Annotated in this window: 19 protein-coding genes and 4 pseudogenes; 14 read left to right on the top strand and 9 right to left on the bottom strand. The window is 72.7% G+C overall.

What is annotated here, in order from left to right; genetic code table 11:
• Positions 1–9: 9 nt before the first annotated feature.
• Together AB0G84_RS21070 and AB0G84_RS21065 are read right to left on the bottom strand one after the other, a co-directional pair.
• Positions 10–2631, bottom strand: coding sequence for an MFS transporter (locus tag AB0G84_RS21070; RefSeq protein WP_361322663.1), 2622 nt, complete (start codon positions 2629–2631; stop codon positions 10–12).
• Positions 2628–3179, bottom strand: a complete 552-nt coding sequence (locus AB0G84_RS21065) for a MarR family winged helix-turn-helix transcriptional regulator (RefSeq protein WP_361322661.1) — start codon at positions 3177–3179, stop codon at positions 2628–2630. The genes AB0G84_RS21070 and AB0G84_RS21065 overlap by 4 nt, the downstream gene beginning before the upstream one ends.
• Before the next feature lie 73 nt (positions 3180–3252).
• Here AB0G84_RS21065 and AB0G84_RS21060 point away from each other — a divergent pair.
• Together AB0G84_RS21060 and AB0G84_RS21055 are read left to right on the top strand one after the other, a co-directional pair.
• Positions 3253–3883: pseudogene (locus AB0G84_RS21060) on the top strand (aldehyde dehydrogenase family protein); the annotation flags it as partial.
• Between the two features lie 43 nt (positions 3884–3926).
• Positions 3927–4246 (top strand): annotated as a pseudogene (locus tag AB0G84_RS21055) (aldehyde dehydrogenase family protein).
• Between the two features lie 7 nt (positions 4247–4253).
• Here AB0G84_RS21055 and AB0G84_RS21050 read toward each other — a convergent pair.
• Complete coding sequence (locus AB0G84_RS21050) at positions 4254–5180, bottom strand: DMT family transporter (RefSeq protein WP_361322658.1); 927 nt, start codon at positions 5178–5180, stop codon at positions 4254–4256.
• Between the two features lie 353 nt (positions 5181–5533).
• On the opposite strand from AB0G84_RS21050, the gene AB0G84_RS21045 reads away from it, so the two are divergent.
• The 7 genes from AB0G84_RS21045 to AB0G84_RS21015 all read left to right on the top strand — a co-directional run bounded on the left by AB0G84_RS21045 (position 5534) and on the right by AB0G84_RS21015 (position 13703).
• On the top strand, positions 5534–6247 hold the full coding sequence (locus AB0G84_RS21045; protein ID WP_361322655.1) for a flavodoxin family protein: 714 nt from the start codon (positions 5534–5536) through the stop codon (positions 6245–6247).
• Between the two features lie 70 nt (positions 6248–6317).
• Positions 6318–7376: a PP2C family protein-serine/threonine phosphatase gene (locus AB0G84_RS21040; RefSeq protein ID WP_361322652.1), complete on the top strand. Its 1059-nt coding sequence runs from the start codon at positions 6318–6320 to the stop codon at positions 7374–7376.
• 50 nt (positions 7377–7426) lie between these two features.
• Positions 7427–7678 (top strand): hypothetical protein, encoded by a 252-nt coding sequence (locus tag AB0G84_RS21035; protein WP_361322649.1) that lies wholly within the window; start codon positions 7427–7429, stop codon positions 7676–7678.
• 418 nt (positions 7679–8096) lie between these two features.
• Positions 8097–8435: a hypothetical protein gene (locus AB0G84_RS21030; RefSeq protein ID WP_361322646.1), complete on the top strand. Its 339-nt coding sequence runs from the start codon at positions 8097–8099 to the stop codon at positions 8433–8435.
• 701 nt (positions 8436–9136) lie between these two features.
• A complete protein-coding gene (locus AB0G84_RS21025; protein WP_361322643.1) occupies positions 9137–10939 on the top strand; it encodes a M4 family metallopeptidase in 1803 nt (600 codons plus the stop codon).
• Between the two features lie 115 nt (positions 10940–11054).
• Positions 11055–12275, top strand: a complete 1221-nt coding sequence (locus AB0G84_RS21020; protein WP_361322640.1) for an MFS transporter — start codon at positions 11055–11057, stop codon at positions 12273–12275.
• A 183-nt stretch (positions 12276–12458) separates the two neighbouring features.
• On the top strand, positions 12459–13703 hold the full coding sequence (locus AB0G84_RS21015; protein WP_361322637.1) for an ATP-binding protein: 1245 nt from the start codon (positions 12459–12461) through the stop codon (positions 13701–13703).
• Between the two features lie 148 nt (positions 13704–13851).
• On the opposite strand, the gene AB0G84_RS21010 is transcribed toward AB0G84_RS21015, so the two are convergent.
• Positions 13852–14505, bottom strand: coding sequence for a response regulator transcription factor (locus AB0G84_RS21010; RefSeq protein ID WP_361322634.1), 654 nt, complete (start codon positions 14503–14505; stop codon positions 13852–13854).
• Positions 14506–14948: 443 nt separating this feature from the next.
• Between AB0G84_RS21010 and AB0G84_RS21005 the strand changes: the two genes are divergently transcribed.
• A complete protein-coding gene (locus AB0G84_RS21005) occupies positions 14949–15341 on the top strand; it encodes a DUF6578 domain-containing protein (protein ID WP_361322631.1) in 393 nt (130 codons plus the stop codon).
• Positions 15342–15429: 88 nt separating this feature from the next.
• Here AB0G84_RS21005 and AB0G84_RS21000 read toward each other — a convergent pair whose 3' ends face one another.
• Positions 15430–16737, bottom strand: coding sequence for a cytochrome P450 (locus AB0G84_RS21000; protein WP_361322628.1), 1308 nt, complete (start codon positions 16735–16737; stop codon positions 15430–15432).
• 451 nt (positions 16738–17188) lie between these two features.
• On the opposite strand from AB0G84_RS21000, the gene AB0G84_RS20995 reads away from it, so the two are divergent.
• A complete protein-coding gene (locus AB0G84_RS20995; protein WP_361322625.1) occupies positions 17189–17467 on the top strand; it encodes a hypothetical protein in 279 nt (92 codons plus the stop codon).
• Positions 17468–17487: 20 nt separating this feature from the next.
• A pseudogene (locus AB0G84_RS20990) lies at positions 17488–18315 on the top strand (alpha/beta hydrolase).
• Here the strand turns inward: AB0G84_RS20990 and AB0G84_RS20985 are convergent.
• Entirely contained in the window at positions 18305–18751 is a 447-nt protein-coding gene (locus tag AB0G84_RS20985) for a TIGR03086 family metal-binding protein (protein ID WP_361322622.1), read from the bottom strand. The pseudogene AB0G84_RS20990 and the gene AB0G84_RS20985 sit on opposite strands and share 11 nt — an antisense overlap.
• Before the next feature lie 2 nt (positions 18752–18753).
• Between AB0G84_RS20985 and AB0G84_RS20980 the strand changes: the two are divergent.
• Positions 18754–18978: pseudogene (locus AB0G84_RS20980) on the top strand (MarR family transcriptional regulator); the annotation flags it as partial.
• A 399-nt stretch (positions 18979–19377) separates the two neighbouring features.
• Here the strand turns inward: AB0G84_RS20980 and AB0G84_RS20975 are convergent.
• From AB0G84_RS20975 to AB0G84_RS20965, 3 genes are all read right to left on the bottom strand, one after another.
• Positions 19378–19617 carry a hypothetical protein gene (locus AB0G84_RS20975; RefSeq protein ID WP_361322620.1) on the bottom strand — a complete coding sequence of 80 codons (240 nt, stop codon included), beginning with the start codon at positions 19615–19617 and terminating at the stop codon, positions 19378–19380.
• 222 nt (positions 19618–19839) lie between these two features.
• A complete protein-coding gene (locus AB0G84_RS20970) occupies positions 19840–20235 on the bottom strand; it encodes an SHOCT domain-containing protein (protein WP_361322617.1) in 396 nt (131 codons plus the stop codon).
• Between the two features lie 35 nt (positions 20236–20270).
• Complete coding sequence (locus tag AB0G84_RS20965) at positions 20271–22988, bottom strand: SpoIIE family protein phosphatase (protein WP_361322614.1); 2718 nt, start codon at positions 22986–22988, stop codon at positions 20271–20273.
• A 447-nt stretch (positions 22989–23435) separates the two neighbouring features.
• On the opposite strand from AB0G84_RS20965, the gene AB0G84_RS20960 reads away from it, so the two are divergent.
• Positions 23436–23768, top strand: a complete 333-nt coding sequence (locus tag AB0G84_RS20960; RefSeq protein ID WP_361322612.1) for a hypothetical protein — start codon at positions 23436–23438, stop codon at positions 23766–23768.
• Positions 23769–23829 lie beyond the last annotated feature (61 nt).

The raw sequence follows: 23829 nt of genomic DNA, 5'->3' as shown, positions 1-23829 counted from the left end.
ACCCTCCGGTCAGTCCGTCGGGTCGTGCCGCAGCTCGAGGTCGAAGTCCGTCCGGCCTTCGGCGTCGAGGTGCAGCGGGGTGGCCGCCGGCGGGTAACCGCTGGCGATCAGCGTGTACGGACCGCTGTCGAGGTCGGTGAAGACGTACGCGCCGTCCTGGCCGCTGGTGGCGGTGCCCACCACGTTCCCGGCCGGGTCCAGCAGCGTCACCCGGGCGTCGTCGACGGCCCCGCCGCCGGCCGTGCGGATGGTGCCGCGGAGCTGGGCGCCGGGCGTCAGCCGGATCTCGTACCAGTTGGGCCGGCCGGCCGCGACCTCGACCTGGAGGGCGGAGGGGCGGTGCCGCTCAGCACTGACGGCCAGGGTGTAGCTGCCCGGCGTCAGTTCGGCGAACGCGAAGCCGCCGTCCTGGCCGGCCACGCCCGACGCCACGACCTCGCCGCGGACGTCGGTGGCCACGACCAGCGCGCCGGGGACGGGGGCGTCGCCCTTCTCCTTGCGGACCTCCCCGGCGAGCTCGGTCGCGCCGGCGAGGGTCAGGTCGTGGGTCAGGGGCTCCTGGCCCACCACGACGGTCAGTGCCTGCGGCTGCCGGGCGCCGGCGGAGCCGATCAGCACATAGGTGCCGGCGCCGGTCGTGTGCAGGGCGTAGCCGCCGTCGGCCGTGGTCGTGGCACGGCCGAGCTGCCGGCCGGCGACGGTGATCAGGGTGACCGCGGCGTCGGCGACCGGCCGACCTCCGCCGTCGCGGACCGTCCCTCGGATGACCGGTCCGGTCGCCGCGGCCGGCGCGGACGCCGGGGTCGCGCCGGTCGCCGGGACCACGGGGGCCGCCGGGTCGGGCACCGGGTCCGGCACCGGGTCCGGCGCGGCCTCGCCGGCCGGCGCGCCGGCCGCTCCGTCCACTGCCGCGGTGGCGGGCTCGCCGTCGGCGGCGGCCCGGCCTTCGGCCTCGGCCTCCGCCTGGGCGCGCGCCTGCAGCCCGGAGATCTGCCGCAGCGGCACTTCCTTGATGAACCAGATCAGCACGAAGGCCACCGCGACGACGGCCGCGCCCATCAGGAAGACGGTGTGCATGGACTCGGCGAAGCCGCGCTTGAACGGCTCGGCGAGCCGCGGGTCGAGGTGCTGGATGAACGACGAGTCGCTGAGCACGCCGGAGGAGCCGTCGTTGCCCGGGTGCTTGAGCATGTCCAGCACGGGCTTGTTCGCCGGGTCGCGCAGCACCGCGGGGTCGTGCAGGGCGGCCTGGAAGCGCTCGGTGGTGGCGGCGTGCCGGAACGCGGCGGAGATCTTGTCGCCGACGGTGCTGAAGAGCACCGACAGGAAGATCGCGGTGCCGGCGGTGGCACCCATCTGCCGGAAGAAGGTGGAGGAGGCGGTGGCCACGCCCATGTCCCGCGGCGGCACCGCGTTCTGCACGGCCAGCACCAGGGTCTGCATACAGCCGCCCAGGCCGAGGCCGAAGACGAGCATGTAGACCATGGTCTCCCACAGCGGGGTGTCCCACTGGACGCGGAAGTGGAAGAGCAGCATCGCCACGACCATCAGGGCGGTGCCGATGATCGGGAAGACCTTGTAGCGGCCGGTCTTGGCGGTGATCTGGCCCGACGCGATGGAGGCGATGAACATGCCCGCCATCAGCGGCAGCATCTCCAGGCCGGACTTGGTGGGGCTGGCGCCCTTCACGAGCTGGAGGTACTGCGGGATCATCAGCATCCCGCCGAACATCCCCATGCCGATCAGCACGGACAGCAGGCTGGTCTTGCTGAAGGTGCCGTTGCGGAACAGCCGCATCGGGATCAGCGCGTCGTCGCCGATCCACCGCTCGACGAAGATCCAGGCGATGATGCCGACGACGCCGATGACGTAACAGGCGATCGACCGGGACGAGTCCCAGCCCCACTCCCGGCCCTGCTCGGCGACGAGCAGCAGCGGGACCACGCCGACGGAGATGGTGAGCGCGCCCCACCAGTCGATGCGGTGCTCGCGCCGGGTGTGCGGGATGTTGAGGACCTTGGCGACGACGAACAGCGCGATGATGCCGATCGGCACGTTCACCAGGAAGACCCAGCGCCAGCCGGTGATGCCCAGCAGCTGGGCCTGGCCGGCCAGGGCGCCGCCGATCAGCGGTCCTGCGACGCTGGAGGTGGCGAAGGTGCCCAGCATGTAGCCCTGGTAGCGGGCGCGTTCGCGGGGCGGGACGATGTCACCGATGATCGCCAGCGCCAGGGACATCAGACCGCCGGCTCCCAGGCCCTGGACGGCCCGGAACGCGGCGAGTTCGGTCATCGAGGTGGAGAAGGTGCACAGCACCGAGCCCACGACGAAGATGCTGATCGCGGCCAGGTAGTACGGCTTGCGGCCGTGCAGGTCGGATAGCTTGCCGTACAGCGGCGTGGCGATCGTCGAGGTGATCAGGTAGGCGGTGGTCGCCCAGGCCTGCTGGCTGAGGCCGTGCAGGTCGTCGGCGATGGTGCGGATCGAGGTGCTGACGATGGTCTGGTCGAGGGCGGCGAGGAACATCCCCAGCATCAGTCCGCTGAGGATGGTGAGGATCTGACGGTGACTCAGGACTCCTGGTCCGGATATCGCCTTGGTCTCCGCCCCGGGCGGAGAGGTGGTGCTCATGTACGGGTCTCTCCTTGCTCCACGGCGGCACCCTGGTCTCCTCCGGGACCCAGCCGTGTGTGTTGTCGATCTGCCATGTCCTCGTTGAGCCGACCCAGCAGCCGGATCAGGTCGGCCCGGTCCTGCGCCGGCCACGGCCGCAGCAGTGCGGCCAGCTCGGCGTCCCGCTGCTGCCGGTAGGTCTCGAAGGCGGCACGCCCGGCGTCGGTCGCCGTCAGCAGCGAGCCGCGGCGGTCCTCCGGGTCGGGCCGCCGGGCGACCAGTCCGCGCTCGACCAGTGAGCGCACCTGACGGCTTACGGTCGACAGGTCCAGGAACGCGTCGGCCGCCAGATCGGTGGCCCGCTTGTCCCCGCCGATCACCAGCCGGGCCAGCAGCACCCGGTCGGCCGCTCCCCCGTCGGTCTTGGCGCGCTGTTTCCACGCCGCGATCAGCCGGGAGAAGCGGACGATCTCCGTCCCCAGCCCGGCGGCCGCCTCGTCCAACCCCGACGAGGCGGTGACCTGCGGGGCCGCCCTGTCACAGCCGGGGGCCGTGCCCTTGCTCATCCTCGTGTTCCTTCGCGGTGCGTCTCGGTCACCCGAATACATTGCTTGTACCTAGCAAGCTTAGCCGCAGCGGGTGACGGCCACGCACCGGGGCGGTGGGTGTGCGGGTGGACGGACGGCGCACGGCGGGGGTGCCGCACCACCGTGGGATCGCCGCCCGTGCGCCGCGGAGCGGGTGGCTCCGCGCTTCGGACCGCGGGGAAAGCGTCGGGCACATCGAGCGTGCCCGCGACCGCGCGCCAGAGGGCGGCCTGGGCGACCGGGCGACCGCGACACCGGGCGGGCGCTGACCTCGCACCCGGTGCCCCGGCTGCTCGCCGTCACCGGCAGCGTCCGGGCCGGGCGGGAGATCGCCGCCGCGGCCCGGGACCTCACACGGGTGCACCTGGAGCTCGGCGGCAACGCCCGGTCCTGGTCCATGACGATGTGGACGTCGAGGCCACGGCGGCGGAGCCGGCGGCCGCCGCGTACGACAACGCCGGGCAGGACCGCACCGCGCCCACCCGGCTGCTGGTGCACCACAGCCGGTACGAGGCGTTCGTCGCGGGGTTCTCCGACCGCGCGGGCCGGCTGCGCACCGGGCCCCGGGCGAGCCGGCGGCCGACTACGGACCGCTCAACAGCGCAGCCCAACTCCGTTCCGTGCAGGCACTGTTGAGCAGACGCCCGAGGTACGCCGAGGTGGTCACGGGCGGGACGGTGGTGCCGGACCGGCCGGGCTTCTTCCACTCCCCCACCGTGGTCGCCGGTGTGCGCCAGGAACGACGAGAGCGTGCAGGAGGAGGCCTTCGGGCCGGTCGTCACCGTGCAGCCGTACGCCGACGAGGACGAGGCGCTGCGGCTGGCCAACGGGGGGCGTACGGGCTGGCGGCGCACGTCTGGACCGGCGACCACGCACGGCCGTGCGGGCCGTGCGAGCCCTGCACACCGGCATCATCTGGGGTGAACACCCACGGCACCACCGTGTCGGAGAGGCCGCACGGCGGGGTGAAGCACTCCGGCCACGACAGCGATCTGTCCCTGGCCGGCCTGTTGGACCACACCCAGGTCAAGCACGCCATGCTGTGAACGCCCCTCAGGGGCCCGGCGCGTCGGGCTCCGCGCCGGCGTCGGGGGCGACCGCGGGCGGCTGTTCCGCGACGCCGGCCAGGTCCCTGGCCAGGTTGACCCGGGAGAGCAGCACGGCGCCCCACAACACCAGGCCGATGCCCAGCACCTCGGGGATCAGCCACCAGCCGACGCGGATCCGCTCGTCGAAGAGGGTCACGCCCAGCGACAGGCTCACCAGGGCGTCGCCGAGGGTGAGGACCGGCTGCGAGGCGGTCAGCGGACCGGACTGCATGGCGTTCTCGAAGAGGAAGAGGGCCAGCACCCCGACGACCGCGAAGCCGTAGGTCTGCCAGGACGCGAAGAACCGCGCCGGGCCGCCGGCCTCCCAGGCGTGGGTGGCGTCCTTCATCAGCGCGGCGGTGAGCGCGTAGGCGACGGCCGCGGACGCGGCGAAGCAGGCCGCCCGTACGCTGCCCGCGCCCCGCCGCAGCGCCGCCCCGACCACCACCACGATCACTCCGGCGCAGACCACGAGGGCGAGCACCCAGAGGCTGAACGGGGCGTGGGTGGTCCCCAGGGTGGGCGCCGCGGCGGCCAGCGCGGTGCCCAGACCGACGACGAGCAGCGCCACGCCCGCCCACCCGCCGGGCGGGATCCGCCCGCCGAGCAGCACCCGGCCGATGAGCAGCGCCAGCGGCAGTTCGAGGACGAAGATGGGCTGCACCACCGACAGCGCGCCCTGGGAGAGGGCCACCGCCTGGAAGCAGGCGGCGGCGATCACCGCGAGCATCCCGCCGAGCCAGACCGCCCGGTGCAGCAGGTCGACCAACAGGCCCAGCCGGAGACCGGCGGAGAGCGGGACGGTGCGTGCCGCGCGCCGCTGCAACACCGTGGCGAGTCCGTTGCTGCCCGCCGCGAGCAGCGCGAACAGCACGGCCGGACCTGTGCCCAACGCGCCCACCTCCCGCTGTGGTGCCTGCCTTCGACGCTAGCCGCACCGCACCGGGGACCGGCCGCCGACACGGGGCGCCGCGGGGTCGCATTCGCTGCTCCGGACGGCGGCATCCAGCGCTCCCCCGGGCTGGGCCGGCGGGGGCAGATCTCTCCTCGGCGGGGGCGTATCCGCAGGTCACGTCCGCTACGGAGCAGTGCGCGGTCGCCGACGACCCGGATGCGGACGTCCGGGCCCACGCCCGGCTCGCCGCCCAGGGGTGACACACATTCGGGCCGCCCGGGTGGCCCGGATCCCGGTCCCGCGGAAGGCTGGGGCGCGAGGGTGCACCCGTCCCGCAGGAGGAGTTCCCGATGGCCCCCAGTCATGACTACGGCGACCTGAGCGCCCTGTTCGTCAACTGCACGCTCAAGCGCTCCCCGGAGACCAGCAACACCGAGGGCCTGCTCGAACGGAGCCGCGGGGTGATGGCGGAGGCCGGGGTGCGCACCGAGGTGCTCCGCGCGGTCGACCACGACATCGCGACCGGGGTGTGGCCGGACATGACCGAGCACGGCTGGGCGTCCGACGCCTGGCCCGAGCTGTACGCAAAGGTGCTGGCCGCCGACATCCTGGTGCTCTGCGGCCCGATCTGGCTGGGTGACAACAGCTCCGTGATGAAGCGGGTCATCGAGCGGCTCTACGCCTGTTCCAGCGTGCTCAACGACCGTGGCCAGTACGCCTACTACGGCCGGGTCGGCGGCTGTCTGATCACCGGCAACGAGGACGGCATCAAGCACTGCGCCATGAACGTCCTCTACAGCCTGCAGCACCTGGGCTACAGCATCCCGCCGCAGGCCGACGCCGGCTGGATCGGCGAGGCCGGGCCCGGGCCCTCGTACCTGGACCCGGGGTCCGGCGGGCCCGAGAACGACTTCACCAACCGCAACACGACGTTCATGTCGTGGAACCTGATGCACCTCGCGGCGCTGCTCAAGCGGGCGGGCGGCATCCCGGCGCACGGCAACCGGCGCAGCGAGTGGGACGCCGGCTGCCGGCCGGACTTCGCCAACCCCGAGCACCGCTGAGCGCCAGGACCGGGCCGCGCGGCATGAGCGCCGTTCCTGCCACGCCCTACACGCCAGATGGCCGCGGTACGTGGAGTTCGCGCCGGGCGTGCTGGTGGCCGGCGGGCTGGTCTGGAACGCGCTGTCCCCGCAGGACTACTGGGGCGATCCGATGCTGACCGCGGCCAGCGTGACGGCCGGTGCGCTGCTGTCGCTGCGGCACACCGTAGCGGTCGGCGTCGTCATCGTCGTGGGCGTCTTCGCGCTGACCGTGAAGGACGGCACCGCCGACACCGTGGTGGGTCATCTGGAGCTGTTCAACACCGTCTTCGCGGCGCTGATGGGCGTCGGGGTCAACCGGGTGATCGCCCGCCACGGCCGGCACCTGGGCGTGGTGCGCATGGTGGCGGAGGCCGCCCAGCGCGCGGTGCTGCCCGAGCCACCGCGGCGCATCGGTCCGCTGGCGGTCGCGGCCTGCTACCAGGCCGCGCAGAGCGAGGCCCGGATCGGCGGCGACGCCTACGCCGTCCAGCGCACCCCCTTCGGTGTCCGGCTGCTGATCGCCGACGTTCGGGGCAAGGGGATGGGCGCGGTGAGCGCGGTCTCGGTGTTGCTGGGCGCGTTCCGCGAGGCGGCCGAGGTGGAGGCGGAGCTGCCGGCGCTGGCCGACCGGATGGAGCGCGCGCTGCTGCGGGAGAGCGAGCAGACCTCCGAGGAGAACCGGCTCGAAGGCTTCATCACGGCGCTGCTGTGCGAGGTCCGTCCGGGCGCCGACGGGGTGCGGCTGCTGGACTGCGGCCACCCCGCGCCGTACCTCTGCCGGGGCTCCGAGGTGCGTGCGCTGGACGCCGGAGAGCCGGGGCTGCCGCTGGGCATGGGCGCACTGGGCGCGGGCCGTCCGGTCGCCACGGCGGCGCCGTTCCCGGTGGGCAGCACCCTGCTGCTGGTGACGGACGGCGTGACCGAGGCCCGGGACCGCGCCGGGCGGTTCTACGACCCCGCGGCACAGCTGACGGGCCGCGGCCCGTTCGGCGCGCCGCAGGAGGTGATCGACCTGCTGGTGCGGGACATCGGGCGCTGGACCGACGGTCCGCGCGACGACGACATGGCGGTTCTCGCACTCACCAGGCGGCCCCTCCCTGCGGGGTGAAGTCGGCGAAACTCCCCGTGGCATACCGGAGATACGGGGTGGTAGATGAGATGATCGGCCGGACCATCAGCATCCGCCCCGAGCGGTCCTCCGCTCCCGCGCAGATCGGAGTTGATGTGTCCGAGAACAGATCAGCCCTGCTGAGTCAGCGCGCCGCCGTCATCCTCCTGCTCGGCGCTCTCACCGCCCTCGGCGCCGGCGTGCTCACCTGTGTCAACGGCGGGACACTGGCGTCCGCGGCCCTGGTCGGCGGCGCCGCGTTCGGCGCCGCCGTCACCTTCTTCCATACCGTCATCGACTGAACACCGCGGTCATCGGCCGGGGCCGCGGCGGGCGCCGCGGCGTACCGAAACGGTCCGGCCACGAGGCGGTCCACTCCGGCGGACTCCGCAGCGTGGCCGTGCCCCGCCCAGGACCGCGGATCGACGAGGTGACCGCCGTCCCCGGCGCGTACGTCCGCCCCGCGGCGGCGGGGCCATCGGGCCCTGCGGGAGGCGCTCACCCGGCGTGCTGACCAGCTGCCCCGCACGCCACCGGGCGCGCCAAGGGGGCCGGTGCCCGCCACGGCCGTCGTGCGGCCACGGCGGGCGTCTCCCCGTCAGGCACAGAAGCCACCAGAATTCCCGGTGTCGCACACGCTGCGCTGCCGCACCGCTAGTGCCAGACTTGAGTCACCGTGCCCGGCCGCCGGCCGGGGCCCGTGTCGCCGAGGGGAACACTATGACCTGGGCATCTTGGACCACTGTCGGGATCCACGCGCTACCCGGCGCGGTGCGCACCGAGGAGATCGGCGTGATCAACGGCGACCTGACCATCCACACGACCTGGTCGGAAGACCTCGCCCACGTGGCGGTGCAGTACACCGGGTCCTCGGACTGGTACACCATGGCCGGCAGCCCGGTCCCCTGCCCCTCCGAAGAGGCCAGCCGCTCCTTCCACCAGGCCGTTGTCGAGGCCGTACGGGGCGGTGAGCGGGCCGAGGCGTCCCTGGAGGAGCTCTTCCGGCAGGGCGCGCCCGCGGCGGCCGAGCAGCGGAGCCGGCGGCGCGGCCAGGCCTAGGAGTCCTTCGGAGCACGCTTCCCTGGGATCAAACCGAGCTCCCTGATCCGGCCTGATCCGAGCGACGCGTCCCGGGGCGCCCGGCCTCATCCGCCGGCAGGCGGGACGCCGCGGGCCCGCCCCGGCGCCGTACCGCCCCGGTGCTCCGGCCGGCGCCCGCCACCTCCCCGACCTCCCTGCGCCGCGCCCCGGGCACGGCCGGCTTCCGGCGCCCGGGGCGCTCCTCGTACGCGAGGCACCGGCCCGGGTAGCCGGCCTGACCTGCGGCCCGAGGCGCACTCCCCCGGGCCGTACCCGTTCCACGGCCGTCGCCGCACCCCGTACCGTCACCGCCCGGGGCGGTCCGCTGCCGGCTGCCCCGGGCCGCGCGTGCCCGTTTCCGTCCGGGCGCGCCGCGGCAGCGGGCTGACGACACCGGCCGTTCCCCCGCGCAACATCTCGTTGCCTCTCGCGAGCAACCATTTCGCGCCACCTCATGTCTCCTGAGGCAGAGCACAGTTGGTCACTTCACCACTACCGATAGGTGATCAATTGTCAAATTTGGACCACAAATTGTGAATCCCGATCATTTCGCTTTACATGCTCATGCCAGGCCCGCCAGGGTTTGCGCGGGGCCACCCGGCCCCCGTGGTGCCTAACGGCACCGCGTGTACGGGCGGTTGGGCAGCCGGCCGCCCCCGCAGCGCTAAGGACCCTCTTACGTGCGTAGACCCCACATACGCAGCCATCGCCTGGCGATGGCCGTCGCGGTGACCACCGCCGCAACCCTCACGGCCGGAGTGGCCTCCGTCGCCTCCGCCGCCCCGGCCGCTCCGGCCGCCGCCCCCGCCGCAACTCCCTCCGCCGCCAAGGTCGTCGACACCGCCCGCGCCGCCGCGCTGGCGCACTCCTCGGCCACCGGCGTCGGCAAGAAGGACACCCTCAAGGCCGTCGACACCATGGTCGACCCGGACGGCCGGCAGCACGTCCGCTTCGTCCGTACGCACCGCGGTCTGCCGGTGCTCGGCGGCGACCTCGTCGTCCACCTCACCGCCGACTCGGCGTACGAGGGCGTGACCCGCGCCTACCGCCACCAGGTCCAGCTGGCCTCTGCCGACCCCAAGTTGTCGGCCGGGCAGGCCCGTTCCCGAGCCGCCGCCGCGGCGAAGGGCCAGGCCGGCGAGCCCGAGCTGGTCGTGGACGCGCGCGACGACCGGACCGCCCTGGCCTACCAGGTGCGGGTCGCCGACACCCGCTTCGACGAGGCCGGCGGCACCCGTACCGTCGTCCTCGACGCGAGCTCGGGCAAGGTGCTCAGCAACGCGCCGGCCAACGACTCCTTCCTGTCACCGGCCCTGCTGGACAAGCTGCGCAAGCGGGGTGAACACCTCAACCCGGTCGCCGGGCAGGCCACCCCCGCCGCGCCCGTCACCGCCGAGGCCGCGCCGACCGCCGGCTTCCCGACCGCGGCCAACGGCACCGGCGCGTCCTTCTTCGTCGGCACGGTGCCGCTGTCCACCACCCGGACCGGCACCAAGTCCTTCGTCCTGAAGGACCCCACCCGCGGCAACACCGAGACCCGGGACGCCGGCGGCAAGGAGCTGGAGAAGTTCTCCGACGGCAAGGCGTTCACCAGCGCCACCAACCGCTGGGGCAACGGCACCACCCGTGACCGGGCCACCGCCGCCGTGGACGCCCAGTACGGCATCACCAGCACGCTGGACTTCTACAAGAAGACCTTCGGCCGCAAGGGCATCAAGAACGACGGCCGCGGGGCACACGCCCTGGTGCACTTCGGCAAGAAGGTCGGCAACGCCTTCTGGTCCTCGGAGTGCGGCTGCATGCTCTACGGCGACGGTGACGGCGAGACCTTCGCCAAGCCGCTGGTCGTCCTGGACGTCACCGGCCACGAGCTGAGCCACGGTGTGGTGGATGCGACCGCCAACCTCCAGCCCACCCGCGTCGACGCGGAGGGCAACCAGTTCGGCGAGCCCGGCTCCCTGAACGAGTCGCTGGCGGACATCTTCGGCAGCGCGGTGGAGTTCTCCACCAACAACCCGAAGAACCCGCCGAACTACCTGATGGGCGAGAAGCTGGGCCTGGCGCAGAAGTTCCTGCGCCGCCTGGACAAGCCGTCCCTCGACAAGCTGGAGGGCACCGTCGACTACTGGTCGAAGGAGTCCTTCGACACCGAGGTGCACGCCGGCTCCGGCGTCTCCTCGCACGCCTTCTACCTGCTCGCCGAGGGCAGCGGCAAGAAGACGATCGGTGGCGTCGCCTACGACTCGCCGACCTACGACGGCTCCTCCGTCACCGGCATCGGCCGGAAGAAGGCGACGGCGATCTTCTACCGGGCGCTCACCCGGTACATGGTCTCCACGACCGACTTCCACGACGCCCGTACCGCGACGCTGCACGCGGCGAAGGACCTGTACGGCGCCGGGAGCACCGAGTACAAGACGGTGAACAAGGCCTGGGCCGCGGTGAATGTGACGGCGGCCAACGCCCCGTCGGCCGGGCACTGACACCGGTCCCGTTCCGCGCGGTGCCCCTGCCCTCCGGGCGGGGGCACCGTGCCGTCCGGGTGCAGATCCGCGGCGACCCTCGACCACGCGGCCGGGCGCACCTACGTTGGAGCGCATGATCACCGATCGCCAGGCCGGACGTCCGGATCCGCGCGAAGGCACCTGGCGCCCCGGCTACCCCGTCGCGGCGGGCGTGTTCGCCATCGGTATGGCCGGGACGACGCTGCCCACACCGCTCTACGGGCTCTACCGCGCCCAGCTCGGATTCTCCGAACTGATGGTGACGGTGGTCTTCGCGGTGTACGCCCTCGGCGTGATCACCGTGCTGCTGCTGGCCGGCAATGTCTCCGATGCGGTGGGCCGGCGGCCGGTGCTGTTCTGGGCGCTGGCGCTCTCCGCGGCGAGCGCGCTGTGCTTCCTCTTCGAGGGCGGCCTGCCGATGCTGCTGCTGGGACGGGTGCTGTCCGGGTTCGCCGCCGGACTGTTCAGCGGCGCCGCCACCGCGGCCGTCCTGGAACTCGCCAAGCCGGGACAGGAGGCGCGCGCCGGGTTCGCCGCGACCGCCGCGAACATGGGCGGCCTCGGCTGCGGCCCGTTGCTGTCCGGGCTGCTGGCCCAGTACGCGCCCTGGCCACTGGCCCTGCCGTTCGTGGTGCACCTCGGCCTCCTGGCGCTTGCCGCCGTGGCGACCTGGCTCCTCCCGGAGACCGTCGCGCCCGCGCACCGTACGCGCGGCCTGCGCCCCCAGCGGCTCCATGTCCCGCCCGAGGTACGGGGCGTCTTCACCCCCTCGGCGATCGCCGCCTTCGCCGGATTCGCACTGCTGGGCCTGTTCACCGCGGTCGCGCCGAGCTTCGTCGGGCAGACACTGGGCGTGCACAACCTGGCCGTCGCCGGCGCGATCGTGTTCACCGTGTTCCTCGGCTCGACCGTCGGGCAGGCGCTGTCCGGGCGGATCGGCGTGCGGTGGGCGCTGCCCGCCGGGTGTCTGGTGCTGGTGATCGGGCTCGCCCTGGTGGCCGCCTCGCTCGCCGTGACCGCCCTGCCCGTCCTGGTCGCCGGCGCGGTCTGCGGCGGCATCGGCCAGGGCCTGGCCTTCCGCGCCGGGCTGACCGCGGTCGGCCACGCCGCGCCGCCGGCGCACCGCGGCGGCACCATCTCCGCGTTCTTCCTCGTCGCCTACTTCGGCATCTCCCTGCCGGTCGTCGGCGTCGGGGCGCTCACCGAGGTGCTGGGCCTGCGCGGGGCCGGCCTCACCTTCTCCGCCTGCGTCATCGCCGTGGCCATCGCGGTCGGGCTGTACGTCCTGCGCCGCCCGCCGCAGGGCGTGGACTGAGCCGAGTTCGGCCGGCACCGCCCGACAAGTCGTCCGTCCGGCAGGCCAGTTGCTTCCAGCACCGCCCCGGCCCGCACCCCGCCGAGCGGCCCGGCCGTCCGGCAGCACCGGCGGCCCTGACGGCATTGTCCTATCCTGAGGGGGCCTGCTTCCTGATCCAGGACGTCGTGTGAGCTGACCGCTATGAGCGCTCCTCAACCAAGGGCCGCCACCCCTCCTTTCGCCGAGTCGCCCCCCGTCGAGCACGTCTTCATCGTGTACGGAATCCGGGTACAGCGATTGCGGAACGTGATCCGGCTGGCCATCGCACTGCTCCTGGCAATGATCACCCTGGTCGACGTGCCCGAGGCGAGCAGGGCGCGGCTGATGACGATCGTGCTGGTCTATGCCGTACTCTCCGCGGGCGCCCTCACCTGGTGGACGGTACGGCCGCCGATAAGGATGCTGGGCGCGGTGTCGGTGATCCAGGGCCTGGTGGACATCCTCGCGGTCTTCGCCATGCTCGAAATGTCGGACGGGGCCTATCTGCTGCTCCTGGTCCTGTTCTTCATGCCGCTCTTCTGCGCCTTCAACATCAGGAAGGCGACCACCGCGATCACCGTCGCGGTCAACTTCGCGGCCTTCGCCATCGCCGCGGAGAGCGACCCGGTCCTGACCTCCCAGGTGAGCCCCGGCCGGTTCGTCGTCCTGCTGTGTGCGCACTTCCTCGTCTGTGCGGCCGTCTTCGCCCTCACCTATGTGCAGAACGACCGTGCGGCGCGCATCGGCAGGCTGATCAACGACCGGTCCGCGCTGCTCGCGGAGACCATGAGCGCGGAGGAGCGGCAGCGCCGGCACCTGGCCGAGGCGCTCCACGACGGCCCCTTGCAATCGGTCTACGCGGCCCGGCAGGACCTCGAGGAGTACGCGGACTCGGGCGCACGGGACGCGTTCCGGCACGCGGAGGACACGCTCACCCACGTCGTGCGCGAATTGCGGCACACCACCTACGAACTGCACCCCGCCGTCCTGGAGGCAGCGGGGCTGGCCGCCGCCATCGAGTCGCTCGCGAGGGCCGCCGAGGCGCGGGCCCGGCTCACCGCGGAGTGCCGTCTGCACCCGATGACCACCCCGTACGACACGCTGCTGTTCAGCGTCGCCCGCGAACTCATCACCAACGTGGTCAAGCATGCGCGGGCCAGCCGGCTGTGCGTGGAACTGGCGGCGTCCGACGGCGGGGTGTCCCTGACCGTCACGGACGACGGCAAGGGGTTCGATCCCGCCCGTATCCCCGACCGCCTCGCCGAGGGCCACATCGGCCTGGCGTCACAGCGCGTACGGGTGGAGGCGGCGCACGGTTCCTTCACCCTGCTGCCGGTACCACGAGGCACGTCCATCAGGGTGTTCGTCCCCCTGGCCCCCGCCGCGGCGGCGTCCGGCACCCGGTGACGAGCCGGGCCGGGTCGAGCCGGGTCGTCCCCGCCCACCACGTCACCGCCCACGACGGTCAGCCCCGGCACGGCACCATGCCGTACGTCTGCACCCGTGACGTACGCGTTCCTGAGCACGGGGACGTACGCGTTCCTGGGCACGGGCGTCATTCGAGCAGGCCGCGCCGCATCGCCTCCGCCACCGCGGCTGCGCGGTCGGAGACCTGGAGCTTTTCGTACAGCCGCTGGGCGTGCGTCTTGACGGTGCTGGCACCCAGCGTGAGCTCCGCGGCCGTCTCCGGGATGCTCAGGCCGCGCGCGAAGGCCTGGAGCACCTGGCGCTCCCGCTCGGAGAGCACCGGCTGGTCACGGTCGGCACGGAGGCGGATCTCGCCCGCGAGGCCGGCCGCGAGTTCCTCCGGAATGACCGTCATGCCCTTGGCCGCCTTCAGGACGGCGGTGACGATCTCGGCGCGGCGCGCGTCCTTGGGCAGATAGCCGGCCGCCCCCTCCTGGACGGCCCGGAAGACCACGGCGCTGTCGTCGATGGCCGACAGGACCATCACCCGGGTGGGCAGCCCGTCGCGCACCACGGCGTGCAGCAGCGCCAGTCCGTCGAGCTGCGGCATCCGGTAGTCGACCACCGCCACCTGCGGCTTCTCGGTACGGATCAGCTCCAGTGCCTCGCGCCCGTCGGCGGCCTCGCCGACCACCTCGATCTGCCCGCTCAGGGTCAGACCGCGGGCGATGCCCTCCCGGTACACCGGGTGGTCGTCGGCCACGACGACGCGGATCCGCGCCCCCATGCCGGACATCGTCATCCCGCCTTCCCGCTCGGCGCACCGGCGGTCGGGGAGCAATCGTTCACCTCTCCAGCATCCTGCAACCGGTCCCGGCCTGCGCGTCGGCGGGCGCCCCGGCCTGGTGGGCGGGGACCGGGCAAGGCACGCTCCGTGTCCGGTGGGCGGCGTTCGGGAACCGGACCGCTTTTCCCCCGGTGCGTCCCCCCATCGGGGGATCGTGACCCGGCCCGGGCCGGCGCACGATGGGGACGTCTCTGCCGCTGGCGGCCGCTTTCTTGGGGACGAACGGCGCTACGGGGGACAGTGGCAGAGCGGGCGCCCTCACCTCGCCTCCGTGGGAGGGCGCCCTTCCTCGTCCCGCCCGGTGCACACGGGGCGCGCGCCGGCAGGAGGCTGTGGCAGCGACGGCGTCCGTGGGTGCGGTGAGCGGCCCGGGGAGCGCCTGGGGCAGACTCGGAGCCATGAACCTCACGGTATGGATGGACAGTTGGCAGATGGAGTGCTGCGGCGATCCGTTCCGGGTCGGGTCCCGGGTGTCGTGGACGCTGGTCGAGGCGAACGGGGAGTGGCTGGCGGCGGTGCTCGGTTCCGCGGCCGCCGCCGGAGTGGATGCCGCGGAGGAGCACCACGGCGGCGCCCCGGAGAAGACGTCGCCCACGTCCGGCACGGTGACGGCCCTCAGCGCGGTGCACTGCCGGTACGCACCACTGCCCGGGGCGAAGAGCGGGCCCCGCCATCCGGTACCGGGCAGCAGCACCTTCACCCCGCTGTCCGCGGCCGCCCGGTGGACGGCCGACCACGGCGACCTGGAGTTCGTGGGCCATCTCGTGGGACTGGACGTCCCCGCGCGGTGACGTGCCGTCATGGGGATAGGGGACCCCGAGCGGTGGCGTGGGAGGCGTGGCGCGCAGGCCCTGACACGGGCACACCAGGAAGGGGCGTTCAGTCGGTCCCGTCGCTCCCCGCGGCCCGGACCGTTGTCGCACCAGCCGCGCCCGTCGCCCCCGTACTGTCCGTCGCCGGCCGCGTCCCCTCGCCGTGCCCCAGCCGTACCCGCAGCTGCCGCGGTCCCCGGGTAAAGGTGCCCGCGTCGGCAGGTGGCGTGCCGTCGGCGAAGTCCATGGTGGGGAAGGCGTCCAGGAGCTGGTTGACGCCGATCTCCACCTCGGCCTTGGCCAGGAGGGCGCCGACGCAGAAGTGCCGGCCGAGGCCGAAGGCGAGGTGGTTGGCGGCCGCGGTGAAGGCGCCCGCCGGGTTGAGGTCGGTGCGGAAGATGTCGAAGGTGTCGGGCCGTGCGTACCGGCCGGGGTCGCGGTTGGCCGCTCCGATCAGACAGGTGACAGTGGCGCCCGCCGGCACGGTGCCACCGCTGAGGACGACGTCCGCCCCGGCCTGACGCATGATCATCTGGATCGGCGGGGTGCAGCGCAGCGTCTCGGCGAGGGCGACCGGGACCAGCGACCGGTCGGCGCGCACCGCGGCGAGCTGGTCGGGGTGCGCCAGCAGGTGCCGGAAGAGCAGGGCGATGGCCTTGTCGGTGGTCTCACCGCCCGCGGCCAGCAGCAGGCTGACGAACGCGGTGATGTCCTGGTCGTTCATCCGGACGCCGTCGATCTCCGCGGTGCACAGCCGGGAGAGCAGATCGCCGCCCGGTTCCGCGCGCCGCTGCCGGAGGACGGGCCGCAGATAGGCGGCGAGCTCCCGGCCCGCGCGCCGGCCGGCCTCGGCGACCGCGGGGTCCTGGGCGAGGTTGGCCAGGAAGGCGACGACCGCCACGTACCAGCCGTGGAAACGGTCGTGGTCGTTCCGGTCCAGCCCGAGCATGTCGACGATCACGTTGATCGGGAGGCGGGTCGCGAACCGTGCCACCAGATCGGTCTCCCCGGCGTCCCGGACGGCGTCGATCAGCTCGCCCGCGTTGCGCTCGATGACCGGCAGGAAGACCTCGCGCAGCTCCCGGCCGCGGAACGCCGGGGCCACCAGGGCGCGGCGTACCGCGTGTTCGTGGCCGCTCATCTGCGGCAGGGTACGGCCGCCGTGGGCCGGTTCGATCTGCCAGGCGTAGTTGTCGGTGCTGAACACCGGGTCGCGGAAGGCCCGTGCCACGTCCTCGTACCGTGAGAGCAGGTAGCTGTCGGTGCCCCGGTGGTGCAGCACCGGATAGTGCTCGCGCAGGACGCGGTAGGCGGGGTAGGGGTCCGCGGCGAACTCGGGTGACAGGATGTCAGGAGCCGGAGGAATGACGGTCACACCGCGTGAGGCTAGGGAGTGCGCGCCGTGCGGTCCAGGGTGCACGGTGGGTGTGCCGGGGCTCCGGGGGCGCATCCCGGCCACCGCCCGGACCACGGTGGCCCCGGGGTGACGGCGGGCATGCGGCGCTCGGGCGCCCCTCACCCGTTCGGCAGGCCCGGGTCACTCCGCTGCCGCGTACGGCACGCCCCTTCGGCGGAGGCCCGGGAGTCTGGGATCCGGCGGCCGGTGCGATCCGGCCGCCCCGCGCAGGACGCCCCGCCGGCCCGTTGGACTTGATGCTCCCGCGGGGCCGGGTGCGGGGCGGCAGCTCGGGACAGCCCCCGGGACGGCACCGCGACCGACCGAGCGACGGGCCTCGCGACAGCGATCGAGGAGGCCGTGCACACGAGGCGCACCCGTCCCGCACCACAGCGCAGACCGTGCGCACGACAGAGATGGTGAGATCCGCATGGCCACGTCTGCCCCTCCGACCCCACTGCGCTCGCTCCGCCGCTGGTGGATCGTCACGGCGGCGCTGCTCGCGATGGTGTTCGCCGCGGCGGAACCGGCCGTCGCCGGCCCGGCCGCCGAGGAGCCGCCCGCGCGGCCCGCACGGACCACGGCCGGGACCAAGCCGCTGATGTTCATGGGCCTGGGCACGGTCGCCGGGCTGACCCTGCTCGCGGGCGCGGGGCTGGTCGCCGGCGCCCGCCGACGGCGGAGCACCGCCGCGCCCTCGGACCACTGACGAAAGGACCGGACCGCACCATGGCCACCTTCACCACCAAGGACGGCACGGAGATCTTCTACAAGGACTGAGGCTCCGGCCGGCCCGTGGTCTTCAGCCATGGCTGGCCGCTCAACGCGGACGCCTGGGACGACCAGATGCGCCTGGTCGCCGCCGCCGGATTCCGCGCCATCGCCCATGACCGCCGTGGCCACGGCCGCTCCGGCCAGTCCTGGCAGGGCAACGACATGGACACCTACGCGGACGACCTCGCCCAGCTGATGGAGTCGTTGGACCTTCGGGACGCGACGGTGGTGGGGCACTCCACCGGCGGCGACGAGGTGACCCGCTACATCGGCCGGCACGGCACCGGCCGGGTGGCCAAGGCCCTGCTCCTGGGGGCCGTACCGCCGCTGATGCTGCGGACCGACGCCAACCCCGAGGGTCTGCCGATCGATGTCTTCGACGACATCCGCTCCGGCGTCGCCACCGACCGGTCGCAGTTCTACCGGGACCTCAGCGAGAGCTTCTACGGCGCCAACCGGCCCGGATCCACCGTCTCCCAGGGCGTACGTGACGCCTTCTGGCTGTGGAGCATGCAGGTGGGGCTGAAGGGGGCGCTGGACTGCATCAAGGCGTTCTCCGAGACCGACTTCACCGAGGACCTCCAGCGGTTCGACGTCCCCACGCTGGTCATCCACGGCGACGACGACCAGATCGTGCCGATCGACGCCGCCGGCCGGAAGTCCGCGAAGCTGGTGAAGGACGCCACGCTGAAGGTCTATCCGGGCGCACCGCACGGCCTGTTCGCGGTCGCCCCGTACAAGGACGAATTCCACGCCGACCTGCTGGAGTTCCTCAACGGCTGAGCAGGGATGTGGAGTTCCTCAACGGCGGAGCACGGGACCTGGAGTTCCTCAACGGCGGTGTGCGGGACGTGAGTTCCTCAACGGCCGAGCGCAGGGGCAGGTGGTCGGGGCCGGGGTCGTAGCCGAGGCCGAGGGAGCGGGCCACGTCCCAGCTGTGCACCACATAGTCGATGAGGTGGAGGCCGATCGCCCGGTCGGCGGGGAACGGCTGGGTGGTGCCGAACTCGGGGAGGACGAACGGGCGGTCGGGGCGGTCCACGGTGGCGAAGGCGGCGAGGACCGCATCGGCCGCCTCGGTGTAGCGCCCGACGGGGTCGTTTCCGAGCGGGTGGACCCTCCAGTGCGCCAGCTCCTCGCCGTCGCCGAGCGCCGCTGCGGCGAACCCGTGGTGCTGGGCCGTCATATGGGCCAGCAGATCGGCCAGCGTCCAGGCCACTGATGGCCGCCGAGCAGCCGGTCTTGGAGGCCCACGGACTGACCATGTGGGCGTACTCGGTACTGCTGCACCTCGATGAGATCCCGATCCGGACCCAGGCCGCACTCGCCGAGGCCATCCGGGCGGACAAGACCCGCATCATCACCGTCCTCGACGACCTGGCGGAGCGAGGACTGATCAACCGTCAGCCGGACCCCAACGACCGCCGGGCGCGCCTACTGTCGCTCACAACCGAGGGCCGGCGACTGCGGGACACCGTGCAGGCCGCGATCCAGGAGGGTGAGGAGCGGCTGCTCGCCCGGCTGCCGGCCGCGGACCGGGCCGCCTTCCTCAGGGGGCTGCAGGCGCTGCCCGAACCGCCCGGGCCGGACCCGCGGGAACCGGGGCGGGACGCCGAACGGAAGACCGCGCGGCAAGCGGGACGGCAGGGCACCCAGCAGCCGGGACGGAAGGCGCGCGGAAGTCTGCACGGGAGGGCGCACGGAAGCCCGGACGGTGACCGACCGCGAGGCCCACCAGGAGGTCTGCCAGGAGGGCGAGCCCTCCCCCACCCGGGCGCAGATGTGCCGGTGCCGGCCGGACGACAGGGGGTCGTCCGGCCGGCACCGGCGGAGTGGCTGTCCGGATTACCGGTAGGTGCCCCAGCCCATGCCGCCGCGCTCACAGCCTTCGCTGAAGACCGGACCGACACGGTCGAAGACGCCCGCGGTGAGCCGGCACGAGCTGAAGTGGCCGTAGCCGTGGCCGCGGTGGTGGTTGTGGTGGTGGCCGTGGCGGTCCTTGCCGTGAGCCAGGGCGGTGCTCGCACCGCCCATGACGATGGTGGTGGCCAGGGCACTGGCGGCGATCGCGGCACGGATGCGCATGTGTGCTCCTCAGGAGGATCAAAGGGGTATATCGACCTTTTCAGGGATCACCTTCGCGCATTCCTTCAAAACCTGATCCAGCGTGAATTGCGCGAGTCGGAGTAATGGGCGGGCAAATTCCGCCCGCCGGACGCCGCCGGTACGGGGTGCCGGCCGGCCGCCACGGAGCCCGCACCGGCCACGTCAGGGCCGGCGCATCCCGGACGGCCAGGCCGGCAGAGGTCAGGCCAGCACCTTGGCCTTCGCCTTCTGGAACTCCTCCTCGGTGATGTCCCCGTGCGCCTTCAGCTCGGCGAGCTTCGCCAGCGACTCCGCGTGCCGGGCGCCGGTGTCACCGCTCCCGGCGGTCTCCCGGATGTACGCCTGCATCTGCTTCTGCTGCTGCTCGACCTGCGCGACCTCGCGTTCGCTCATGCTGCGTCCGCGCGCGAGCACATAGACGAAGACCCCGAGGAAGGGCAGCAGGATCACCAGGGCGAGCCAGCCCGTCTTGGCCCAGTTGTTGAGGTCCCGGCTGCGGAAGATGTCCCCGATGATCCGCACCAGTAGGAACAGCCACATCACCCAGAGGAAGACCAGGCACATCGTCCAGAAAACATTGAGCAACGGATAGTCCATCACGGCCTCCTTTTGATCCGAGCCGTGCCGTCACCTCAAGCATCCTCGCTGGGAGCCTCCCCCGCGAGCAGGTCGTGGTCGCCGAGCGCCTGCTCGGTCCAGATCACCTTGCCGCTGGAGATGTAGCGGGTCCCCCACCGCTCGGCCAGCTGGGCGATCAGGAACAGGCCCCGGCCGCCCTCGTCGGTGGTGGCGGCCTGGCGCAGGTGCGGGGAGGTGCTGCTGCGGTCGGAGACCTCGCAGATCAGGGAGGCGTCGCGGATCAGCCGTACCCGGATGGGGCCGGAGGCGTAACGGATGGAGTTGGTGACCAGCTCACTGAGGATCAGCTCGGCGGTGAACGCCTCGTCCGTCAGCCCCCACTCCGTCAGCTTGCGGACCGCCGCGGCCCGTACCTCGGCCACCGCCGAGGGGTCTGGCGGCACGTCCCAGTCCGCGACGTGCGCGGTGTCCAGCACCCGGGTGCGGGCGACGAGCAGCGCGATGTCGTCGCTGGGCCGGTCCGGCAGCAGGGCGCCCAGCGCCGCCTCGCAGATCTCCTCCGGGGCCCGTTCGGGGTGATCGGCGAGGGTGCGGCTGAGCAGCGCCATGCCCTCGTCGATGTCCCGGTCGCGGTCCTCGACCAGGCCGTCGGTGAAGAGGACCAGCCGGCTGTCCTCGGGCAGCTTGCACTGCCAGGTCTCGAAGGGCAGGCCGCCGAGCCCGAGCGGTGGGCCGCCCGGCACTTCGACGGTCTCCGCACTGCCGTCCGGCCGGAGCACCAGCGGCTGGACGTGCCCGGCACGCGCCATGGTGCAGGTCCCGGTGGCCGGGTCGTAGATGGCGTACAGGCAGGTGGCACCGGTGACCGTGGCCTCGGCCCCTCCGGCGCCCTCGTCCTGGTCGATGCGGGTGACGAGCTCGTCGAGGTGCCAGAGGATCTCGTCGGGCGGCAGGTCGAGGTTGGCGAAGTTGTGGACGGCGGTGCGCAGCCGGCCCATGGTGGCCGCGGCGTGCAGCCCATGGCCGACGACGTCCCCGACGACCAGCGCCACCCGGGCGCCGGGCAGCGGGATGATGTCGAACCAGTCGCCGCCGACGCCGCCGAGGCCACCGCGTCCGACCTGGGCGGGCAGATAGCGGTAGGCCGCCTCGACGGCGTTCTGCTCCGGCAGCACCCGCGGCAGCAGGCTGCGCTGGAGGGTGATCGCCATGGTGTGCTCGCGGGTGTAGCGGCGGGCGTTGTCGATGCTCACCGCGGCCCGGGCGACCAACTCCTCGGCGAGGGAGAGGTCCTCCTCGTCGAACGGCTGGGGTTCCTGGGAGCGCCAGAAGATGACCACGCCCAGGATGACGCCGCGGGCTCGCAGCGGGACAGCGATCATGGAGTGGATGCCGCCGGCGACGATCTTCCTGGCTCGCATCGGGCTCTGCAGATGCCAGCCGCGGAACTCCGACAGGTTGGGCTCCAGCAGCGGTTCGCCGCTGGTGAGCCCGGAGCCGACCGAGGCGTCCGGGTCAAAGCGGATCAGCTCGCCGACGGGGTAGAGGCCGCTGTCCGGCGGTACGCCGGCGGCCGCGGTGCGGCGCATCCTGAGGTCCGCCGACGCCCCCGCAGTGGGCTCCTCACCGGTCAGTACGTCCTCGGCCAGGTCGACGGTGGCGATGTCGGCGAACCGGGCCGCGGCGAACTCGGTGAGCTCCTCGCAGGTGCGCACCACATCGAGGGTGGTGCCGATCTCGGTACCGGCGTCGTAGAGCAGCTTGAGGCGTCCGCGGGCGATGTCGGCCCGGCCGGTGAGCGCCCGCAGCTCGGTGGTGTCGCGCAGGGTGGTGACGCTGCCGGGCGGTCCGCCGGCCTGGTCGGTGGAGCGCTGGTTGACGGCCAGCAGCCGCTCGCCGACCGGATGGACCTCGTCGGTGACCGTCCGACCGGAGGCCAGCAGATGGGCGGTGGCGGGGTCGAGCCCGAGGTCGGTGATCCGGCTCCCCTCCACATCGGGCGGCAGGTCCAGCAGCCGGCGCGCCTCGTCGTTGGCGAGCAGCACCCGGCCGCCGCCGCCGACGATGATCACGCCTTCGCGCACCGCGTGCAGCACCGCGTCGTGGTGCTCGTACATGCGGGTCATCTCGGCCGGCCCCAGGCCGTGGGTCTGGCGCCGCAGACGCCGGCTGACCAGCGCCGTACCGCCGGTGGTGAGGGCGAGGACGCCGGCCGCGGCGCCGAAGAGCAGCGGGAACTGGGAGTTGGCGACGCCGCTGACCTTCTTGATGGTGATCCCGGCCGAGACCAGGCCGATCACCTTGCCGTTGTGGCCGAACACGGGCACCACGGCCTGTACCAGGGGCCCGATGGTGCCGACGATCTTCTCGGTGACGACGCCGCCGGCCAGCGCCGGCGCCAGGGTGCCGACGAACTTCTTGCCGATCCGGTTCACGATCGGGTGGGTGTAGCGGATCCCCTGGGTGTTCATCACGACGATGAAGTCGACCCCGGAGCTCTTGCGGGCGGCCTCTGCCCGCGGTTGCAGTACGGCGGTCGGGTTGGGACTCCGCAGGGCCGCCTGCATGCCCGGCGCGTTCGCGAAGGACTGGGCGACGGCCACCGACCGGTTGCGGGCCTCGCGCTCCGAATCGCTCTGCGACTGGAGCACCAGCGCGACCATGGCGGCGGCGACGAGCAGCACCACGATCGCGACCTGCAGGAGAAAGACCTGACCTGCGACAGTTCGCATCCTGAGAACCGAACGCGGGCGGCCGTTGCGTCCGGCCATGTCCTCTTTCTACACCTCCCGCATACGGTGGGCGAGCGCGCGCTGCGGAGCGCAGCACACACTGTGACCCGTGCTGCACCGGACTGCTTCACGAGCTTTTCGAGGATCGTCCCGTGATCCGGGGCCACGCGCCAGAGGGCGGGAAGACCCCCCGGCAGGTTTTACTACCCCACATATGCGAACGTCCTCGACTAACAGGACATAAGCGCCGGTCGGGGACGGTACGGCGGGGGCGGCGCAGCGCCCGTCCTCGGGACCGCACATGTAACTCTCCCCACAGGTTTGAACTCCCGCCGGGCCGGGGTAAGCCGGTCGAGCGATCCGGGACCCTGCGTAAGTTGCCTGGTCAGCCCGGCTGAGCGGACGCCGGGGGCCGGCGCGGGAGTGGCCCGGTTGCCGATCTCGCCTTCATGTACGCCGGCGGAACGGTATGAGACGTTCGTGGGCATGCATGTTCCAGAGGAGATCCGTGCCGAGGCGGCCGCGCTCATCGACCACCACGCGCGCGGACTGTGGAAGCCCAGCGACGCCGACCGGCGAACCGCCGTGGCGCTGTTCCGCTTCCTCGAAACCGGGCTGCCCCTCACGGGCGAACAGCTCCGGTCCGCGCTGGCACACGCAGAACCGTCGGACGGCGCCACCGAGCGGCTGCTACAGCTGCTGCGGATGACTGCCGGGCTGCTGGACGACGCCCCCGCGGCCGAGGGCGCCGACGGCCGCGACGCCATCGACCACGTGTGCCTGCTGCTGGACGCCATGGCGCTCTCCCGGCCCGCGTAGCACTGATCCCCGGCCCGGACCGCCTACGGGCCGCTCCCCGGCCCGTACACCTCCACGTACA

The organism is Streptomyces sp. NPDC020742 (assembly GCF_040641675.1).
Classification (GTDB): Bacteria; Actinomycetota; Actinomycetes; order Streptomycetales; family Streptomycetaceae; genus Streptomyces.
This window is presented reverse-complemented; position numbering and strand designations above follow the sequence as displayed.

Coding starts and splice junctions, on each gene's coding strand:
- AB0G84_RS21065 (WP_361322661.1), bottom strand. CDS start 3,179: ATGAGCAAGGGCACGGCCCCCGGCTGTGACAGGGCGGCCCCGCAGGTC.
- AB0G84_RS21035 (WP_361322649.1), top strand. CDS start 7,427: ATGATCGGCCGGACCATCAGCATCCGCCCCGAGCGGTCCTCCGCTCCC.
- AB0G84_RS21045 (WP_361322655.1), top strand. CDS start 5,534: ATGGCCCCCAGTCATGACTACGGCGACCTGAGCGCCCTGTTCGTCAAC.
- AB0G84_RS21015 (WP_361322637.1), top strand. CDS start 12,459: ATGAGCGCTCCTCAACCAAGGGCCGCCACCCCTCCTTTCGCCGAGTCG.
- AB0G84_RS21070 (WP_361322663.1), bottom strand. CDS start 2,631: ATGAGCACCACCTCTCCGCCCGGGGCGGAGACCAAGGCGATATCCGGA.
- AB0G84_RS21020 (WP_361322640.1), top strand. CDS start 11,055: ATGATCACCGATCGCCAGGCCGGACGTCCGGATCCGCGCGAAGGCACC.
- AB0G84_RS21030 (WP_361322646.1), top strand. CDS start 8,097: ATGACCTGGGCATCTTGGACCACTGTCGGGATCCACGCGCTACCCGGC.
- AB0G84_RS20960 (WP_361322612.1), top strand. CDS start 23,436: ATGCATGTTCCAGAGGAGATCCGTGCCGAGGCGGCCGCGCTCATCGAC.
- AB0G84_RS21010 (WP_361322634.1), bottom strand. CDS start 14,505: ATGACGATGTCCGGCATGGGGGCGCGGATCCGCGTCGTCGTGGCCGAC.
- AB0G84_RS20970 (WP_361322617.1), bottom strand. CDS start 20,235: ATGGACTATCCGTTGCTCAATGTTTTCTGGACGATGTGCCTGGTCTTC.
- AB0G84_RS20995 (WP_361322625.1), top strand. CDS start 17,189: ATGGCCACGTCTGCCCCTCCGACCCCACTGCGCTCGCTCCGCCGCTGG.
- AB0G84_RS20975 (WP_361322620.1), bottom strand. CDS start 19,617: ATGCGCATCCGTGCCGCGATCGCCGCCAGTGCCCTGGCCACCACCATC.
- AB0G84_RS20965 (WP_361322614.1), bottom strand. CDS start 22,988: ATGGCCGGACGCAACGGCCGCCCGCGTTCGGTTCTCAGGATGCGAACT.
- AB0G84_RS21005 (WP_361322631.1), top strand. CDS start 14,949: ATGAACCTCACGGTATGGATGGACAGTTGGCAGATGGAGTGCTGCGGC.